This is a genomic window from Devosia sp. MC1541, assembly GCF_012847305.1.
GTDB lineage: Bacteria > Pseudomonadota > Alphaproteobacteria > Rhizobiales > Devosiaceae > Devosia.
Map to the genome: position 1 here is coordinate 295223 of NZ_JABBDZ010000003.1, position 19099 is coordinate 314321.

The 19099-nt window shown below is 55.3% G+C and carries 17 protein-coding genes and 1 tRNA gene; 6 read left to right on the forward strand and 12 right to left on the reverse strand.

The features are described from left to right. Window positions 1-23: 23 nt before the first annotated feature. From ytfQ to HKD40_RS05800, 4 genes are all read right to left on the reverse strand, one after another. Entirely contained in the window at window positions 24-998 is a 975-nt protein-coding gene (ytfQ, locus tag HKD40_RS05785; protein ID WP_282567619.1) for a galactofuranose ABC transporter, galactofuranose-binding protein YtfQ, read from the reverse strand. A gap of 312 nt (window positions 999-1310) precedes the next feature. Beyond that, window positions 1311-1384 (reverse strand) — tRNA-Gln (locus HKD40_RS05790). A gap of 262 nt (window positions 1385-1646) precedes the next feature. Then, complete coding sequence (locus HKD40_RS05795; protein WP_169194775.1) at window positions 1647-2357, reverse strand: DUF892 family protein; 711 nt, start codon at window positions 2355-2357, stop codon at window positions 1647-1649. Between the two features lie 137 nt (window positions 2358-2494). Next, entirely contained in the window at window positions 2495-2962 is a 468-nt protein-coding gene (locus tag HKD40_RS05800; RefSeq protein ID WP_169194776.1) for a MarR family transcriptional regulator, read from the reverse strand. Window positions 2963-3120: 158 nt separating this feature from the next. Here HKD40_RS05800 and HKD40_RS05805 point away from each other — a divergent pair, with 158 nt between their 5' ends. The 4 genes from HKD40_RS05805 to HKD40_RS05820 all read left to right on the forward strand — a co-directional run bounded on the left by HKD40_RS05805 (window position 3121) and on the right by HKD40_RS05820 (window position 6942). Continuing rightward, window positions 3121-4833, forward strand: a complete 1713-nt coding sequence (locus tag HKD40_RS05805) for an FAD-dependent oxidoreductase (RefSeq protein WP_169194777.1) — start codon at window positions 3121-3123, stop codon at window positions 4831-4833. Between the two features lie 52 nt (window positions 4834-4885). Next, the gene (locus tag HKD40_RS05810) at window positions 4886-5284 is read left to right on the forward strand and encodes a c-type cytochrome (protein WP_169194778.1); all 399 of its coding nucleotides are present in this window, start codon (window positions 4886-4888) and stop codon (window positions 5282-5284) included. Then, the gene (locus HKD40_RS05815) at window positions 5281-5841 is read left to right on the forward strand and encodes an alpha/beta fold hydrolase (protein ID WP_169194779.1); all 561 of its coding nucleotides are present in this window, start codon (window positions 5281-5283) and stop codon (window positions 5839-5841) included. The genes HKD40_RS05810 and HKD40_RS05815 overlap by 4 nt, the downstream gene beginning before the upstream one ends. A 192-nt stretch (window positions 5842-6033) precedes the next feature. Continuing rightward, the gene (locus HKD40_RS05820; RefSeq protein WP_169194780.1) at window positions 6034-6942 is read left to right on the forward strand and encodes a TIM barrel protein; all 909 of its coding nucleotides are present in this window, start codon (window positions 6034-6036) and stop codon (window positions 6940-6942) included. A gap of 176 nt (window positions 6943-7118) precedes the next feature. On the opposite strand, the gene HKD40_RS05825 is transcribed toward HKD40_RS05820, so the two are convergent. The 7 genes from HKD40_RS05825 to ugpB form a co-directional block, all read right to left on the reverse strand. Beyond that, window positions 7119-7889 (reverse strand): HAD-IIB family hydrolase, encoded by a 771-nt coding sequence (locus HKD40_RS05825; protein WP_169194781.1) that lies wholly within the window; start codon window positions 7887-7889, stop codon window positions 7119-7121. Further along, window positions 7886-8674, reverse strand: coding sequence for a DeoR/GlpR family DNA-binding transcription regulator (locus HKD40_RS05830; RefSeq protein WP_169194782.1), 789 nt, complete (start codon window positions 8672-8674; stop codon window positions 7886-7888). Before HKD40_RS05830 ends, HKD40_RS05825 begins: the two co-directional genes overlap by 4 nt. 5 nt (window positions 8675-8679) lie before the next feature. Continuing rightward, window positions 8680-9426 (reverse strand): glycerophosphodiester phosphodiesterase family protein, encoded by a 747-nt coding sequence (locus HKD40_RS05835; RefSeq protein WP_169194783.1) that lies wholly within the window; start codon window positions 9424-9426, stop codon window positions 8680-8682. Window positions 9427-9448: 22 nt separating this feature from the next. Further along, window positions 9449-10489: a sn-glycerol-3-phosphate import ATP-binding protein UgpC gene (locus tag HKD40_RS05840; RefSeq protein WP_169194784.1), complete on the reverse strand. Its 1041-nt coding sequence runs from the start codon at window positions 10487-10489 to the stop codon at window positions 9449-9451. A gap of 3 nt (window positions 10490-10492) precedes the next feature. Further along, window positions 10493-11341 carry a sn-glycerol-3-phosphate ABC transporter permease UgpE gene (ugpE, locus tag HKD40_RS05845; protein WP_169194785.1) on the reverse strand — a complete coding sequence of 283 codons (849 nt, stop codon included), beginning with the start codon at window positions 11339-11341 and terminating at the stop codon, window positions 10493-10495. A gap of 12 nt (window positions 11342-11353) precedes the next feature. Further along, on the reverse strand, window positions 11354-12238 hold the full coding sequence (gene ugpA / locus HKD40_RS05850) for a sn-glycerol-3-phosphate ABC transporter permease UgpA (protein WP_169194786.1): 885 nt from the start codon (window positions 12236-12238) through the stop codon (window positions 11354-11356). 86 nt (window positions 12239-12324) lie between these two features. Then, window positions 12325-13650, reverse strand: coding sequence for a sn-glycerol-3-phosphate ABC transporter substrate-binding protein UgpB (gene ugpB / locus HKD40_RS05855; protein ID WP_169194787.1), 1326 nt, complete (start codon window positions 13648-13650; stop codon window positions 12325-12327). Between the two features lie 281 nt (window positions 13651-13931). Here ugpB and HKD40_RS05860 point away from each other — a divergent pair, with 281 nt between their 5' ends. Beyond that, window positions 13932-15593 (forward strand): Na/Pi cotransporter family protein, encoded by a 1662-nt coding sequence (locus tag HKD40_RS05860; RefSeq protein WP_169194788.1) that lies wholly within the window; start codon window positions 13932-13934, stop codon window positions 15591-15593. 101 nt (window positions 15594-15694) lie between these two features. Here HKD40_RS05860 and HKD40_RS05865 read toward each other — a convergent pair whose 3' ends face one another. Then, window positions 15695-16969 (reverse strand): O-antigen ligase family protein, encoded by a 1275-nt coding sequence (locus HKD40_RS05865; RefSeq protein ID WP_169194789.1) that lies wholly within the window; start codon window positions 16967-16969, stop codon window positions 15695-15697. Window positions 16970-17098: 129 nt separating this feature from the next. On the opposite strand from HKD40_RS05865, the gene HKD40_RS05870 reads away from it, so the two are divergent. After that, complete coding sequence (locus HKD40_RS05870; RefSeq protein WP_169194790.1) at window positions 17099-18424, forward strand: TIGR03808 family TAT-translocated repetitive protein; 1326 nt, start codon at window positions 17099-17101, stop codon at window positions 18422-18424. Window positions 18425-19099 lie beyond the last annotated feature (675 nt).

The following is a 19099-nucleotide window of genomic DNA, read 5'->3' on the forward strand; positions in this document are numbered from 1 at the left end:
CAGGAAGGAGTGAGGCTTGCGTCCTAGTAGCCGAGGCCCTTACGGCGATCGTATTCGCCCTGCGGATCATCGGCTGGGGTGTAGAGCTTGGATTCAGTAATGATGAACTTTTCAGGCTCTGTGCCATCGGCGAGATAGGCCGAAAGAGCTTCAAAGGCGGGACCTGCCATGTTCGGGGTCAGCTCAACCGTGGCATTGGCTTCGCCTGCCACCATGGCCGCAAAAATGTCAGGAACAGCATCAATGGAGACGACCTTGATGTCAGTCCCTGGCTTGAGACCTGCGTCCTTGATCGCCTGAATAGCGCCAACGGCCATGTCGTCATTATGCGCGTAAACCGCACAAATATCGGCGCCACCGTTTTCGGCCTTGATGAAGCCTTCCATCACTTCTTTACCCTTAGCGCGGGTAAAGTCGCCGGTCTGGCTGCGCGCCAGCGTGATATTGGCATTGCCAGCAATGGCTTCTTCAAAGCCCTGCTTGCGGTTAATGGCCGGGGTGGAACCCACCGTGCCCTGCAGTTCCACTACCTTGCAGTCTGCGCCATTGACGTCGGCCACTAGCCATTCCCCGGCGACACGACCTTCCTTCACCTGGTCAGAGGCGACGGAGGTTAAATAGAGATCTTCTGGCGCGTCTACACCGCGGTCGAGAAGCACCACCGGAATTTCGGCTTCCTTGGCTTCACTCAACACGTCTTCCCAACCTGTCGCCACCACGGGGGCGACAAGAATGGCGTCCACGCCTTGGGCGATAAAGCCGCGAATGGCCTTGATCTGATTTTCTTGCTTCTGCTGCGCATCCGCGAATTTCAGGTCAATTCCAAGTTCTTCGGCTAATTGTTTCGTCACTGAGGTTTCGGCAGCACGCCATCCGGACTCCGAGCCGATCTGGCTGAAGCCAACAACGATGCCCTTCAGATTATCCTGAGCGATGCTGACAGAAGTCAAAGCAGTAGCGAGGCTTGCCGCGAGGGCAAGCTTGGAAAAAATGGTCACGATGTCCTCCCAATGTGCCGTCGCGGTGTGTTCACCTTCGACGATGACCAAACGCTACATAAAGTACTATTATATGTAAAGAGGGTAAGGAGACGGTAACAGGTCAGGCCGGACGGACCGAAACTTTGTCCAAGTCGGAAAGGAGACAGGCAGCCTGAATATCCAATGGGAGTGGGCAATATACGGGTGCGCTGGCATTAGGGGGCAGCGATGCTCGGACCTGACAAGCCTAGCTAGACTTCAACGGAAGGAAGCCGTGCACCAAGCCTGCAAAGCCGCATAACCGTTATGTCGATGGAATTTTGAAGAGATTGGCTGGGGAACCTGGACTCGAACCAAGATTGACGGAGTCAGAGTCCGCTGTTCTACCATTGAACTATTCCCCAGCATTGCCCTGATGATCGGGCTGGTCAAAGGTTGTAGCTAACCTTTGCTGACACCAACGTTCTGAAGCACTTGTGCGTTCGTCGTTGATGGGTGCTACATAAAATTCTCTTTGCAGCGGGTCAAGGGCTGAACTGAGCTTTTCTAGTTGTCCACATCAAAACCTGTCTGCAGCACCTTTGGCACCAAGCGAGCGCTGAGTTGAAATCCTGTGTCGAAATAGTCATCGACCCGCTCACTGGAGCGGGCCGAAGCTTACTTTATTTATTGGCTGTCACTGTCGTCGTACTCAGACGCCGCTTCATTGACGCTGTCCTCAGCCAGAGATGTCAGCAGCGTGTCCGACGCCGTTTCTTGGTCATAGACGGACTGCAACTTAGCGTGCACCTCATCAAGCCCCAGAGCATCAGCAAAACCGATCATCGCATGATAGCGGCAGATTTCGTAATGCTCTACCGCGCGAGCCGAGAAAATAATCGCCGCATCGCCAGCCAGCGTGCCGCCGAAATCTTCAAGAATCCCGTCAGCTTCCTCTAGAATGCCATCAATGGCGTCGCATTTTTCGCCTTTCACGCGCAAATGCATCAATTCAAAGACCTCTTCGAGTATCTCGATGTGGCCCTGCGTTTCGTCGCGATGGTTGCTTAAGGCTTCCGTCAGTGCAGCGTCATCGGCCGCCTTGATCATCTTTGGCAGCGAGCGATAAATTTTCCGCTCGGCGTAATACATGTCGCGCAGCGCATGCTCGAAAAGATCCAGGAGGCCTTTCTCTTCTGTAGCTGCTGCTTTGCGGGCAGGGGCTTTTTGCGCTTTTGATTTTACCGTTTGGGCGCGCTGCTGCCTCTGCTCCGCAGCGGGCTTAGCGCGAGACACAGTGCGTGTCTTACCAGATTTGGTCGTTTTCGTACGAGAGGCTGGCTTCTTCTCTTCGTTCGCCGTCGAAGATTTCGTGGGAGTCTTTTCGCTAGTAGCCATTGTGTCGCTCCTAAGTTGAGGACGATCAATGGCCGGGCTCCGGTCTTGTTCCGGACGGCGGCGATCACATCTCCCGCGGAGCCAGTTTTGAATGGCGATAAATTTGGATTAAGAGCGGAATCACCCGCGCTGGGCAGTTATGACTGGTCATTGTCCCTGCCTAGATTTCGAATAACGGTGTCCAACGCAAACGCGAGACGTTCGACGTCATTTTCAGATAAGTCTTTGTAAACGCGGTCCAAAAAACGGTTTGAAGCTTCGGGGATAATCGTCAAAAGCTCAGGTGTATCCTTTTTAAGCCAAACGCGTCGCGCGCGACGGTCGTCCTCGTCCGTTTCTCGACGGATCCAGCCTTTTTCCTCGAGTTTATCTAAAAGTTTACCGGCGCCCGCGCGCCCCATTTGCATTTTGTCAGCAAGTTCAGTCTGCCGGCATCCGGGGTTCAGCGAAATATGCATGAAAGCTGCCCACTGCGCGCGGGTGATGCCATGCTCGGCGACGAGCTTGTCAAACTCGGTGCTCATCACGCGCGCCACCTCGTGGATGCGATACATGGTTGTGGCGCGACGTTCGGCTGCGCCTTGTTCATCAAGGGGTTCGTTCACGTTGCGCTCCAGTCAGGTGTGCGCCCCCTCTCTACGCCTGTTAACGTCCGGCGAAAAGAGTAGCGCGATGACAGATCGAAAACATAACTGTATCCTTGTGTACTATCTGTGCTTGAGCTAATTTGACGCGCGTCAAAAGAACTATGTGGGTCACGTATATGACTTCCGAAGAAAATAGCCGCGTCTCTCGTCGTGGTTTCATGAAAGCAGCGGGATTGGGTGCTGCTACTGCCGCTCTTGGCTCGGTAACTGTAACTGCCGCTAATGCGCAGGAGTTGCAGTGGGACGAAGAATTTGACGTCGTTGTTGCTGGTTCGGGCGGTGCAGGCCTGGCCGGTGCTATCGGCGCACTCCATGGCGGCGCAAGCGTCGTTATCTTGGAAAAGGCAGCCTTTATCGGCGGTACGACCGGCAAGTCCGGCGGTGGTTCGTGGGTCCCGAACAACAAGTGGATGAGCGAGTTCGACCAGAAGGACGACAAGGACGCTTTCCTGCGTTATGTCGCTAAGGTTTCCTTCCCAGAACTCTACAATGACAAGAGCCCAACTCTTGGCATGACCGAACACCACTGGTCGCAGCTGAACGCCTTCTGGGAAAACGCAGCGCCTGTGTTCGAAAAGCTCGACGAAGTCGGCGCTCTTCCATCCAAGGTCTTCACCTCGTGGGACGGCAAGCCAGCTCCCGACTATCATGGTCAGATTGCTGAAAACGGCCAGATTCTCGGTCGCCAGCTCGCAGTCAACGTCGACGGCAAGAACGGCAGCGGCGCAGACATGGTTGACTTCATGTCCATCTATGCCGAAGACAATGGCGCAGAAATCCGCACCGAAAATCGCGTTGTGCAGATCGTGCGCAATGAAGAAGGTCGCGTCATCGGCGTGCATGTCGAGACCCCAGAAGGTCTCAACCGCATTGCTGCCAAGAAGGGCGTCATCTTCGGCACCGGTGGTTTCACCCACAACCCGCACATGCGCACGCAGTTCCTGCGTACCCCTGTTCTGGGCGGTTGCGCTGTTCCAACCAACGAAGGCGACTTGATCAACATGTCGGCCGAGTTGGGCGTAAAGCTTGGCAACCTCAACGAAGCGTGGAACCAGCAGGTTATCCTAGAACAGGTTCTGGATTTCTCCAGCGTTCCAAGCGGCGTGTTCTTCCTTGGTGGCGACAGCTCGATTGCGGTCAACAAGTTCGGCCAGCGCATGTATGACGAAAAATACGTCTACCCAGAGCGCACCCGTTCGCACCAAGTTTACGACCAGTGGACTGGCGAATACCCGAACCTGTATCAGATCTTCATCTTCGATGATGGCGCTCGTGAGTTCGGCGGCTACGAAATCCCTAAGGTTGGTGCAGACCTGCCAAAGCATGTGATCACCGGCAATACGCTGGAAGAGCTTGCGGCCAACATTCAGGCACGCTTCGACGGCCTGGCCGAACGCATCGGCACCTACAAGCTGGATACTGCTTTCCTCGACAACCTCAAGGAAACCATCACCCGTTACAACGGCTTCGCAGAAACCGGTGTCGACACCGACTTCCGCCGTGGTGAAGCGCCGATCGATGGCTACTTCCACTACATCACCGTCGATAAGGGTAATAAGAACCCTTACATCTCTGCAATCTCTGAGACAGGTCCTTACTACGCGATCCTGCTTGGCGCTGGCACACTCGACACCAAGGGCGGACCGATGTTTGACGTCAATGGTCAGGTTCTGAACGTCAAGGATGCACCAATTCCGGGCTTCTATGTCGCCGGTAACGCTTCGGCTTCCCCTTCGGGCAAGAGCTATCTCGGCGGTGGCGGCACCCTCGGCCTCGGGATCACCTTCGGCTACCTCGCTGGTCAGCACGCAGCGGCTCAGACCGTTTAATCATTGGGTGCGCAGCTTCGGCTGCGCACCTTCTCTACTAGAAAGACATGCTATGAATTTTCTCCGCACGGCCCTTACCGCAGGTCTCTTCATCGTTGGCAGCTCGGCGGCCTTCGCCAACACCTGCCTTGCCACTTACACTGAGACGGCAGAGCCGGTCCTCGCGCGCAAATGCGCTGCATGCCACAACGACGCATCGCCTGGTTCGGGCGTGTCGTTCCAGAAGGGCAGTGGCTATGATTTCTTGGTCAATGTTGCCAGCGAGCAGCTGCCGACCATGAACCGCGTTACCCCTGGCGATACCAGCCAGAGCTACCTCGCACACAAGATCAGCGACACGCATGAAAGCGTTGGTGGCTCGGGCGGCAAGATGCCTCCAAGCGGCCGTCTGCGCGAAGCCGAAGTCGAAGCCATTATCGCGTGGATCGAAGGCTGCACGGTCGAGCAATGACGTCTGAAAGCTTTCTGCAGACACAGCGACACGGTCCGGAAACGGCGCCGCTCTGGTTTGTCTTCCACGACCGCTGGCAGATGCTCGAAGATGCTGTGACAGTGGCCGAACGGCTCGGGCCTGACGCCTTGGCCGTCAGCGTCCGTGCGCCTCGTGCGCAAAGCCGCGGCGGCACCGGGCAGGTCATGGGTTATTTCTGGGCCGTTGGGCCACAGGATTACCCAGAGCTGTCCACGCTCGGCGACGGGCTTTACCAGCTTGAGCTGCTGCTCGACGAAAATCTGCAGCGCTATGGTCGTACCAAGCTCAACCTACTGGGCTACGGCGAGGGCGGCATGGTCGCACTCACCTTGGCAGCAATTTTTCCAGACAAGGTGGAAGCGGTGATCGTCAAGGACGCCTATTTGCCGCTGAACATTGATGCGATGCCGATCACGGCGTCGCTGGCCGGCGTACAGGTGACACTAGAGTTGAGCGAAGCTGTCTCGCACGAGCGCTTTCAAACGCTGGTCGACCTCGGTGCAAATGTAACGACCCAAGTTGTGCAGAAAAGCTGATCCAATGCGGAAGCTGTGAATGCTTTTGAGCTCCCAGCTTCCGCCACCTCGGTCACCATTTTGGCCGCGCAGGCTGGTCTAATGGGCGCCGTGCACGCGTGTTATGACAGTGTCATGAAACCGCCAACTCTTTGTCACTTGCCAAATCTATCTGCTTGTTCCAGCATTTGAAAAACAAGCAGCGGGCACGCTATGAGCACCATCCTTGGCATGGGTTTTGAAGTCACCTCCGTCAACGGCGAATTCGCCAGCATTGAGGAGGAATTGGGTATCCTTGCCGACATCGGCGCTGACTATGCGGAGATCAGCCTTACCAGTATCGACCTGATTGCTGGCGGCCGGATCATTCCGGACCGGCGTGCGCGGCTCAAAGCCTGTACCAAAGCCTTTGACCTGAAATACACAGTGCACGGGCTGGTTTCGTCCAATTTCATGGACCCAGATACCTGCGGTTATCAACTGGATGCTGCCAAGGCCCTCGTGCAGCTGTGCGACGATATCGGTTCTCGTATTCTGGTCCAACACGGCGGGTCGCTGCGCGCCAACCAATTGGTCGAGAGAGGCGATGCCGATCGTCGTGAACGCGAAGCGCTCGCTGAACTCGCGGACTTTGCCAAAGGCTATGGTGTGCGCATTGCTTTGGAGAACATTTTTACGGGCGAGGCGGGCCAGTATCGTCAGACCCCATCACAATTGGCCGACACTGTCCGGGCGGTTGATCATCCCAATCTGATGGCCCTCATTGATTTCAGCCACGCCTATATCGAAGCGACGTATCGTGGCCTCGACTTCTATGCCGAAATCGCGGCGATGGCGCCGGTGACAGGGCATCTTCACGTACATGACAGTTTCGGTCGCCCGCAGCGCTTTTTTAAGCCCTATTTCCCCGCTGAGAATACAGCACTCGGGATTGGCGATCTGCATATGCCCCTAGGCTGGGGCGACATCGATTGGCAGCGAATTTTTACCGAGTTCACCTTCCTGCCAGACACGGTTCTCTTGATGGAGATTGACCGACGCTATCGGGCGGAGCAGCCGCAATCTCTTGCCATCGCCCGCGATCTTAAAACTCTCTACGAAAGCAAAAACACCTCAGCTTAATTGATGTGTCTGAAGTGGGCTGGGAGCCTAGAGCTGCCAGCCCCTGCTGTTACGGTGACGAGATCGGGTCGTGTGACAGTGTATGTAGCGTCTGATCAAACCGAACGACGCTCTGAGATTTAGTTCGACTGGGATCACCGCAAAGGACCGCAGTGCCATGCCCGCTATGGTTTGGCTTACCGAGCGGCGAGGATGGCTTTGGCGAGGTCTACAAAGCCTAGCCCCGCGTCGCGACTTGTTATCCAGCGTGGTTTTTTCGGTAAATCGTCGAGAACGGGCAGTATGTTGGCGACGCCGAAGGTCTTGTCGAAGAATGTGAACATCGGGCCGTCATTGCGGGAGTCGCCAGAAAAGGCGACCTCTTGCTGCAAAGCTCCATCTGTAAGGCCCAGTCTGCGCAAGACACGTTCGCTCATAGTCTGCTTATTATAGTCGCCGACCCACGAGTTGATATGCACAGAGCTGATTGCCACACTGGCTCCCGTCGCACGAATTTGCTCCGCCAGTGCATCCACCTGATCGCGCGGGTAGCCGATAATATCGACCGCCACGTCGGCAAGGCGAAATTGTTGGTCATGGGCAAAGCAGAAACGCTCTCCCAACAGGGCCTCAACGTTTTCCAAATGGGCCTTACGCCGCGCTATCTGAAGAGCTTCGTCTTCCCAATATTCGACGCTGACCGTGTTGTGGTTCGCTGTCATAACGAAAGCGCCACTTTCGCCAATGGCAGCGGTCACGGGCCATGCACGCGCAATATGCTCACACCACCCCGCGGAACCACCGGTTACAGTGATGACCTCAATGCCCGCGTAATGGAGATCCCAGAGGGCCGCATAAGTCTCAGGTAGGAGGCGGCCTTTTGTTGTGAGTGTGTCATCGATATCGGTGAGAACGTAGCGAATATCCCGGAGGTCATCGACACTCGGGGCAGGGCCTAAGAATGTCACTCGATGTCACCGTCACAAATTACAACATGCGTGCCTGCGTCGGCAAAGATCTGGGCTGCCACACCGTCGTCCGGAAGTTTATCCGTAAAAAAATGCGTTACGCTGCCAAGTCTAGCGACGCGAACAGAGGCTTCGCGGCTCCATTTGCTGGAGTCGGCGGTCAGGAATGTCAGTCGGGCGTTGCTCATGAGCTTTTGAGTTAGTTGTGCTTCGCTGTAGCTGAAATCTAAAATCCCCTTTTCGGGGTCGAGTGCGCCAGCACCAACGATTGCGAATGAGGCGTAGAACTTTTCGAAATAGTCCAATGTATCTGGGCCCACCACGTCGCGGTCATTGTGGCGCAACAACCCGCCGGTAAGATGCACTTCGATTTGGGGAGCGTCGGATAAGGTCAAAGCAACGTCGATATTATTGGTCACGACTCGTAGCTTATCGTGGTCGCGTAACGCTTTTGCGACAAACTGAACCGTGCTACCGATGCCCATAAATACGGTTGAACCGGACGGAATGGCAGCGGCAACCTTGGCGGCAATGTTCTGCTTGGCAGGACTGTTAAGCGCCGCGCGCGCATTGACCGAGAGATTGCGTGGTTCAACCGGAAGATCCACTCCGCCGTGAAAACGACGTGCATCGCCTCGATCACACAAGTCGTTGATGTCGCGCCTAATAGTTTGGGTAGTCACGTCAAACCGCGTCGCTAACTGGTCGATAAACTGCGGTCCCTCAGTCTGGAGAAGACTAAGGATTTGCTGCTGTCGTATCGATAGGGCGACGCGGTCAGGCACAGTGATTATCCCAGATAAACGCGAGGGTCGTCTGTTATCACGCCGGTCAGACCTGCGTGCCAGAAGCTGGCCAGTTCAACAGGGTCATTGCTTGTCCATGCGCGCACTTTGATGCCTTTGGCGGAGGTCTGCTCCAGCAAGGCAATACAAAGGCCCTTATAATGGGCGTGAATAGAGGTCGCCGGAATTGCTGCGAGTTTCGCTTCCCAGTCGTCTGGTACGCGTCCCCACAGCATGGCAAGTTCGAGGTTCGGCTCACGCTTATGCATTGCTTTGAGGCATTCAGGGTCAAAGCTGGAAATCATGATTTCCATATGCGAAGGGCGCTTAGCGATCGCGTCTGCCACAGCATTGACCAATTGATCGAGCGACTTGTGGTGCGGGTGCTGTTTGATTTCGACGTTGATGTTGAGGCCAAATCCGCCGAGTGCCGTAATAACCTCATCAAGCGTAGGTATCTTCTCGCCGGTGAAATTGGTACCAAACCACGACCCGCCGTCCAGCGCTTTGATCTGCGCCGTTGTGAGCGCACCGAGGTTACCCGAGCCATCGGTTGTCCGGTCAACGCTATCGTCATGAATGACGATGAGGTCGCCATCAGCATTCAATGCGACGTCAAGCTCCACCCATTTGGCGCCATGTTCGGCGGCCTGCCGAAAGGCAGCAATGGTGTTCTCCGGAGCAATAGCGGATGAGCCTCGGTGGCCCTGCACTTCGTCGCGGATCGGCCCGGTTTTTTGTTCTGTTGTCATGGCTGTTTTCAATTCGAAAGGGTTAGTCTGTGCGCTTGCCGGTTGCAGCATTGAATGGATGCAAGTTGCTCACTGGTGCGTAGGCTGTGGTTGAGCTGCCTTCTTCAATGTCCGGGCGCCCAGGGATGCTCAGGACAATCGACTGCCCCGTTGAATTGAGGCGCACGTGCAGATGGCTTTCTCCGCCGATGGGCTCGAGCAGTTCCACGGTGGCAGCAAAGGCGACAGACGGCTCGACCGGCTGCTCCAACACCATGGTGTCTGGACGAATGCCCAAAATATCGGTGTTTTGAGGCAGCGCGCTAAGGTTATCGGTATTGCTGACCGAGGAAACCGGGATGAGGTTCATCGGCGGGGATCCAATGAAGCCTGCCACGAACAGCGTTGCAGGACGATCATATACCTCTGTGGGCGTCCCAATTTGCTCAACCAGCCCGCCATTCATCACCACGAGGCGATCCGCCAGCGTCATCGCTTCAAGCTGATCGTGGGTCACATAGAGGCTGGTGGTCTTGAGGCGACGTTGCAGCTTACGGATTTCAACGCGCATCTGTACGCGCAACTTGGCGTCGAGGTTCGACAGGGGCTCGTCGAAGAGAAATGCTGCCGGTTCCCGCACAATTGCACGGCCCATGGCAACGCGCTGGCGTTGGCCCCCCGAGAGTTGGCGCGGCTTGCGATCCAGCATTGGTCCGATCTCTAGGATAGCGGCAGCTTCCGCGACACGGCGGTCAATTTCGGCGCGCGGCGTGTTGCGGTTTTTCAAACCATACTCAAGGTTTCCACGCACAGTCATGTGCGGGTAGAGCGCGTAGTTCTGGAACACCATTGCGATGTCGCGTTCGGCCGGTTCGGCTTTCACCACGTCGCGGCCGCCAATCTCAATACGGCCTGATGTTACGCTTTCGAGGCCCGCGACCATGCGCAGTAGGGTGGACTTTCCGCAACCGGATGGGCCAACCAGCACAATCATCTCGCCATCAGCAACGGAGAGGTTGACGCCTTTGACGGCCGGTACATTGCCGTAGTCTTTTTTGAGGTCGACCAGATTGATCGTTGCCATGACTTATTTCTCCGTTTCCACGAGGCCTTTAACGAACAGGCGCTGCATGAAGATAACGACGAGGACGGGTGGCAGCATGGCGAGCATAACGCCGGCCATAACTAGGTTCCATTGGGGTTCAGAGTCTGCGGTAGCCGCGAGGCGCTTAATGCCCATAACGACAGTGTAATATTTGCTGTCGGTGGTCATGAGCATGGGCCACAGGTACTGCACCCATCCGAAGATGAAGAGGATGACGAAGAGCGCAGCGATATTGGTGCGGCTCAAGGGCAGCAGAATATCGCGGAAGAACTTCAGTGGTCCCGCGCCATCGACACGTGCCGCTTCCGCCAGCTCGTCGGGAACCGTCAGGAAGAACTGACGGAAGAGGAATGTGGCCGTCGCGGAGGCGATCAGCGGAATAATCAAACCATGATACGAGTTCAGCATTCCCAAGTCAGCGACGACTTTGAAAGTTGGAATAATGCGGACTTCGACCGGGAGCATCAGCGTAATGAAGATGATCCAGAAGGCGACCATGCGGAACGGGAACTTAAAATACACGATCGCATAGGCTGACAGGATTGAGATCGCGATCTTACCGACAGCAATGGACACCGCCATGATCAGCGAGTTCATCAACATGATGCCGAGCGGAGGTGCACCTGCTGAAGAAACCCCTTCATTGATCATGAAACTATAGTTTTCGATCAGATGTGGGCCAGGCAGCAGCGGCACCACGCCTCGCATGAAGTCGCCCGAGCCGTGGGTAGAGGCGATAAAGGCCAAGTACACGGGGAAGGCCACAACGACCACACCGACGATCAACGACAGATGGGTGATGAAGTTGAGGAACGGTCTATTTTCAACCATTTTGCATGCCCCTTAATACTGGATCCGCCGCTCAACAAAGCGGAACTGAATTGCGGTGAGGGCGATAACAATCAGCATCAACACGACCGACTGTGCCGAGGATGAGCCAATGTTCAATCCGAGGAAGCCGTCCGAATAGACCTTGTAGACGAGAATATTCGTCGCCTGAGCGGGTCCACCCTGAGTGGTGGCGTCGATCAGGCCAAAGGTGTCAAACATTGCGTAGTTGATGTTGACGATGAGAAGGAAGAACGTCGTCGGCGCCAGTAGCGGGAAGACAATTGTCCAGAAGCGTTTGAATGGACCTGCGCCGTCAATTGCTGCCGCCTCCACCAGCGAGTGCGGTACGGACTGCAGTCCTGCGACGAAGAAAAGAAAATTATAAGAAATCTGCTTCCAGCTGGCAGCGATAATCACAAGGATCATGGCTTGTGTGCCATCAACGCGATGGTTCCACGAGATGCCGAGGCCACGCAGTATATAGGGTGCTATGCCGATTGTGGGGTTGAACATGAACCACCACAGAATGCCGACCACCACTGGGGCCACCGCATAGGGCCACACCAGCATGGTGGTATAAACGCGGCTGGTTTTGATCGCTCGATTGACCGCGATCGCGAGTAGAAGCGAGATGCCCATCGAAAGCGCGGTGACGCAGACCGCGAACAAGCCCGTCTTCCATAGGGAATTGAGGTAGAGGGGATCACCAAATAGGCGCGTGTAGTTTTCGAACCAAATGAATGTAGTCCGGAAGCCGAAGGGGTCTTCCCGTTCAAACGATGACTTTACCGCTTGGGCCGCAGGCCAAATGAAAAATATGATGGTGATGACCAACTGCGGCAGAAGCAGCCAGTAGGGTAAAATTTTATTCGGGAATATTGTGCGTTTCGCCTGCATGCTCCGCCTCATGTTTTTTCGCGCAAGTGGCGCGAAACTTAAGGTGCCCCATCTCCTCCAAGACGGAGCACCCTTGCGCTGTCAGATTACTGATTGGCAGCTTCGAAGTCGCGCAGGATGACATTGCCGCGTGTGACGGCCGAGTCGAGCGCTTCTTGTGCGGTCTTATTGCCGGCAAGCATTGCCTCAAACTCTTCGTCGACAACGTTACGGACCTGGGTCAGGTTACCGAAACGAATGCCCTTCGAGTTGGCGGACGGAGTGCCTCGCGTAATCTGCTTGATGGCAATGTCCGAGCCGGGGTTGGCTTCGTAATATCCCGCCGCAACGCCCGCTTCATAGGTTGCCATCGTGATTGGCAGATAGCCTGTGTACTGGTGCCATGCGGCCTGAACGTCAGAGCTGTTCAGATAGGAGAAGAATTCCGCAACGCCCTTGTAGGTGTCGTCCGACTTCCCGGTCAGTGCCCAAAGAGTTGCGCCGCCGATGATCGAGTTTTTCGGTTCAGCGATCACATCGTCGTAGTAAGGCAGAGGAGCGAAACCGACCTCGAAGTCCTTGGAGTTATTGATAACGCCGACGCGACCAGCGGAGGAGTTCATGAAGATGGCGCATTCACCGGAATAGAACTTCGGACCGGAGTCTGGGCCACCAGCTGGGCCGCCATATTGGAAGAGGCCTTCATCAGACCACTTTTTCAAATTGCCCCAGTGACGCGCCTGAAGTTCACCATTGAACGTGAACTCGGTGTCAAAACCGCCGAAGCCGTTTTCCTTCGTGCCGAATGGAAGGTCGTGGAGAGCGGAGAGGTTTTCAGTCTGGATCCAGGTGATCCAAGCTGAGCTCAAACCACAGTTAGCAGCGCCTGATTCCTTGATCTGGCGCGCCATGGTTTCGAGTTCTGCCCAGGTTTTGGGTGGAGTGTTTGGGTCAAGGCCAGCTTTTTCAAAGGCGGTCTTGTTGTAGTACATGATTGGGGTTGATGAGTTGAATGGCAGCGAAAGAATGTTGCCATCGGTGTCCGAGTAATAGCCCGTTACTGGCGCGAGGAAGCCCGACGGGTCCCAAGCCTGACCATTCTCGGTCATCACTTCGTATACTGGCTTAACGGCGCCCTTGGCTGCCATCATAGTGCCGGTACCAACTTCAAAAACCTGCACAATTGCGGGCTGTTCATTGGCGCGGAATGCAGCAATCGCGGCAGTCAGCGTTTCGGCATACGTGCCTTTGTAGGTCGGTACGACTTTGTAGTTGCTCTGGCTAGCATTGAAGTTCGTCGCGATTTCTTCGAGCTTCTTGCCAAGCTCTGCGTCCATGGCGTGCCACCACGCGATTTCTGTCTGAGCAAAGGCAGGGCTCGCGGTCAGCATCGCTGCAACGCCAGCAGACAGCAAGGTTACGTTCTTAAACATAGTCTCTCCCTTGATATTAGCCGGGGCCTCCTCGCCCCTAGCTTTGGATCAATATGATATTAGGAATTCATATTTTGCAAATCGAAATGTTCATGTGAACATCAGGGTGCCGATGGAGTTAACCAGGAACGGCGAGGTACTGCCGCGTCTGTGGGCCTTGTCAGCAGTTAGAGTGCCGGATTTTACCTGCTTTGGCCCGATGTGGTCTGTGCAACTTGCAAGGTTATGGTTCATGTGAACATGATGGTGAGCGAGCCCATCGCGTTACTAGGGAGAGGGTTTTGTATTTTGTAATCTTGCAGTTGTTGGCTTCTATCGTCCTGCTGCTTTGGGCAGTACGTATGGTCCGCACTGCGGTGGAGCGGGCCTATGCGGCAGAACTCAAACGCGCTCTCTCATTGGCAGAACGTAGCCGCTTCATCGCGGCCGGCATTGGGGCCGGTCTGGCGGTGGCGTTGCAGAGTTCGACGGCGGTAGCAGCACTCGCTTCCAATTTTGCCTCAACGGGACTTATGTCGACCGCGACAGGGCTTGTGTTGATGCTTGGTGCCTATCTAGGTTCCGCGCTCGTCGCGAGCATCCTGTCCTTTGATCTGTCATTCTTCCTTGCTCCTCTAATCATCCTCGGCGGGACATTGTTTCTTCGAGGCACGCAGCGCCGCTCCAAACAATTGGGACGTCTCGTACTTGGCATAGCCTTTGTGCTTCTGTCGCTGCAGATGGTGTCTGAGGCGACAGCGCCATGGCGCGAAAGTGAAGTGTTGGGCTGGGTGATCACCTATTTGAGTGGTGATCTTTGGACCTCATTCATTGTCGCTGCGTTGATTACTTGGGTGTCATATTCCTCTGTCGCCAGCGTTCTCGTCATCATTACGTTTGGGACTGCGGGCCTCATACCGTTCGAGGTCTCGGCTGCGTTTATTCTTGGTGCAAATCTCGGCGGCACCTTCATTGCCTACTCCATTACAAAAGGCGGTGACGTTCGTTCCCGACGCGTGGCTGCTGCTGCTTTGGCCATGCGGGGCGGGATGGCATTGCTCGTGCTCGTCCTGTTCCAGGTTTTCGGTGTGCACAGCCTCGGTTTGCCGGGAGATGTCGGGCAACAGAGCAGCCTTTTGCATATTGCCTTCAACTTTGGGGTTCTGCTGTTTGGATTGCTGCTATCGGGTCCTGTGTCCCGGCTCGCGGAACACTTCATCGGCGAGGTCACTGATGCGACGCACACAGACGTCGCCCGCTTGCGCGCTACGGCTCTTGTCGCTGACCCTGCCGGTAACGTTGATGCGGCACTCGCCAGCGCCACACGAGAACTGCTTCGCATGAGCGAGATGGTTGAAGTGATGTTGCAGCCGATAATGGACATCATCAAAACTGGCGACAGAGCAGCTGTTCGGCGCGTGAAGGAAATTGAGGCTGGCGTGGATCGGGCCAATCGCGCGATCAAACTCTACCTCAGTCGTTTGGACTGGAGCTCCATGGATTCTAGTCAAACGCACCGCGCATCGGATCTATCGTCCTTTGCCATATCTCTAGAGCAGGCCGGCGATATCGTCTCACGCGAGCTGTTGCGCATCGCGGATCAAAAAGTCGATCGTCGACTATCGTTTTCGACCCAAGGTTGGGACGAACTGGTTCAATTGCACGACCGCGTACTTTCCAACATGCAGCTCGCTCTCAATGTTCTTGTCTCTGAGGACACAGAGTCCGCGCGCCGTTTGGTCGTCGAGAAGGATGAAGTTGGCGCCCTTGAGCGCGCCAGCATGGAGAGCCATTTCGCGAGGCTCCGCTCAGGTAACACATCGAGTTTTGATACGAGCGAACTGCACTTGGAGCTGATCCATGCACTGCGCCGGATCAACTCGCTATTCAGCGGGATCGCCTACTCGATTCTCAGTGAGCAAGGTGAGTTGCTCGACACGCGACTGACCCACAAATCGGGTTGAGGGCCGGCGACTGGCTTAGCCCTCAAATCGAACTCGTTCGAAAGCTGGATTGCCGTCGTTCGATACGATGTGCTTGCCCGTGAGCCTTATGCCGTGGACGCTTAAGTGCGTTTCCGTGTCAGCCCGCTGTAAAGCGGAGGAGCGGAATGCGCCGTTATTCCCCAGATCAGCCCAACGACGAGGAAATAGTGACGCCAATGATCTGTGTCGATGATCGCAGACTGCAGGGCCAGTGGGATAAAGACAGCAAAAACAGGAATGAGCAGGCCGCGCCGCTCTCGGTCTCTTAGCCCAATAAGCCCCCGCCAGAATGTGAGGGCAACAAGGAAGTAATAGATGAGGCCGCCGCCCCATCCATAGCCGTGTAGAACCGTCACATAGGTATTATGCGGCTGCTCTGAGATTTCCAGGTAAGTAAACTCGGTAGGGCCGAGGCCCAGCGGGTGGTCGAGGGCAAGATCAAACGCGTATCCTTGTCGTCCAAAGCGGCCACTCTCACCTGTGTCATAATCTTGACTCATCGTTCGCAGTTCAAAGAACTCGCGGACCTCAGGCACTGACAGCAATCCTGCCAACATGACGACGACGAGTATGCTCCCGATGATGGCGATGGTCAGCATTCGGACCTGTATCCGCGCTTTCGCTTCGAGCAGGAAACACAGGACAAAGACGAGGAATGCGGACGTCGCAAAATGCCCCCAAGCCGCACGCGAAAAGCTGACAAACACACCAAGCATGATCAGCAAGACAATCGCGCCGCTCACCAGTTGGCCCTTGCGTTGGAAGAACAACTCGCGCAGCACCATCATGGCCGGTAGGACGAGGAAAGGCCCATAAACATTGGGGTCTTTGAACATCGCCTTAGCGCGATCGTATCGCAGGAACATGTCTGCGTTTGGCATCAATCGTAGGTAGGCGAGGATGCCAATTGCAGCGGAGACAATGGCGATAGCCACATAGGCATTGCGAATGACAGCTAATCGTTTCTCGGGCGCATCGGCGATAAAATTGGCGACAAAAAAGCTCGTCAAGAACAGGTAAATCGTGACGGCATTAAAAATAAGCGCGTCCGTTAATGGAGCGTGACGCACTTGGAACGCGGCAATTGTCGCGAACATCGAAAACGGGATGATCAGTCCCAGCAATGGCAAAGTGGAAGGAAATAGGGGCATGCGGACTGCCACCATCATGCCAAGCGTCAGTAAGAACAAAACTTCGTACAGGGATGGTTCAAAAAAGACCAAGCCACCGGAGAATACCCAGATCCAAACGACCGCAACAAAGACTTTTGATGCCACTGCGCTCATATAGGCGCGGCCACGAATTTGCGCCGAGGTTAGGTTTTCCGCCGAACTTGCGGATAGTACATCGGTCATAGCGTTCTTTACTTAAACAGTGCGCGTTATAGTATTGGCGCTTGCTGAAGAAAATGCTAACCGCGCACGTCGTAATTTGGCGTTCGACATGAAATCGTCTGCGCGAAACCGCGCTGAGAGGAGGCCAAGTTGACAGTCTCACGCCGGAACCTTCTCCGTGGCAGTATTGGCGTCGGGGCCAGTCTAGCACTCGCAAACAATGCCGCCGCTCAACGCTTTGTTGATGCAAATGATTTTGGACTGTCGCCATCAGACGGTGACCAGACCAACTCACTTCAGGCCGCGGTTGACGCCGCCATAACCCTGCAACAACCACTTTTGATCGGCTCAGGGGAATTTGCGACCAATCTAGTCTCCATCGGTGGACCACTCACCGTCCGGGGCTCAGGGCAGACCGTTCTTCGCCTCGACGTCGCAGACACTATCTTGGCGGTACAAGACTGCAGCCATGTCGTGCTTGAAGGGCTGGTCCTCGCAGGCAATCCGCTGTCTCGCGGGGGGCGAGCTTTGCTGGAATTTGTGAGTGCCAGCAATTTCACAGTGCGAGATTGTCGCTTCGTGTCCTCGTCAGGGATGGGGGTCTGGTTACAAGATGCCGAAGGTCGCATCGAGGATTGCGACTTCTCTGACATCGCTGACACCGCTGTGTTTTCGACCGATAGCCGGGGCCTGGACTTGAGCGGCAATGTCATAACGCGGTGCGGGAATGGCGGTATCCGCATCTGGCGTTCGGAGAGTGGCGCTGACCGCTCGCGCATCTTTGGAAACCGTATAAGCACGATCGATTGGAAAGATGGCGGCAACGGGCAGAACGGCAATGGCATCAACGTATTTCGCGCTGATGGCGTGAGCATAACCGACAATCACATCGTCGATTGCACATTTTCTGCCATACGGCTCAACGCCACCAACGACACCCGCGTCATCGGAAATCACTGCGAGAAGAGCGGCGAAGTCGCCATCTACTCCGAGTTTGGTTTCTCTGGCTCCATCATCAGCGACAATGTGATCGACGGCGCAGCGGCCGGGATTTCAATGACGAATTTCGACCACAATGGACGCTTGTCCGTCTGCAAGGGCAATATTGTCCGCAATATTGCGAGCGCCTCACTGACAAATCCCGATGTAGTTCCCTATGGGATCGCAGCAGAGGCCGACGCAGCTATCGTGGGGAATATAGTCGAAGCGGTGCCGGGGACGGGGATCGTTGTTGGTTGGGGCACTTATCTTAGGGATGTGCTGGTCAGCGATAATGTCGTTAGACACTGCGATATTGGCATTTCGGTCAGTGTTGTCGACGGGGCCGGGCCGTCCCGAATTAGCGACAACCTGCTGTCTGGCATTCGCTTACACGCGATTGTCGGCACGCATTGGAGGGATATCACTGTCACCGACCTCATCGGTGACGCTGGGAGCCATCCCAAGATCGCGATTGATGGAAACAGCGTGCACTAAGCGGTATGATTGATCTCGTACGCTGGATGCCCCGCGCATATCTCGGGTCCGCAATCGGCAGGGCACTAGGCTGTCGCCAAAAACCTATATTTCCTAGGGCTTATTGCGAAATCAGCAACTTATGGAGAGATTGGCTGGGGAACCTGGATTCGCAGCAAAACTAAATGTTGCCCGAAAGACGCCGAAAACCGGGGTTTTGGGGCGGCCAACAGGGGCAGTGGACCACGCTGGTGGCCAATGGTCAAGCTGACCACCAAGGGGGGAACGGCTGAGCTCATCTGAGAATAGTGCCGCATCCAGTTCGTTATGCATCCAAGCGCCCAGGACACGCAACACCAACTCGGCAGCAATCTAAGACATGGGGCGTTGATCAACCGTCCTGACCTTTCCTGTTTTGCAGAGGGCCTGACGAACAACACGTTTAAGGCAGCTGCATGGGTGGGTCGAGGCATGAGGCGCGAATGGAGCACCCGTACTCGCTATTCCTAGGTCGGGTCAAAATTCATGGCTGTCGTTGCATCCCTACATTGTTCATGACAGCGAAAGTGCTCCTTTGAATGAATACAATTGGGGCAAATGAATGAATACAATTGGGGCAAATAATTTAAGCTTCGGGCGATCTTGGCGCCATAGGGTGAAATGGGGCTACGGAGATCAAGATGAAATACAGACAAA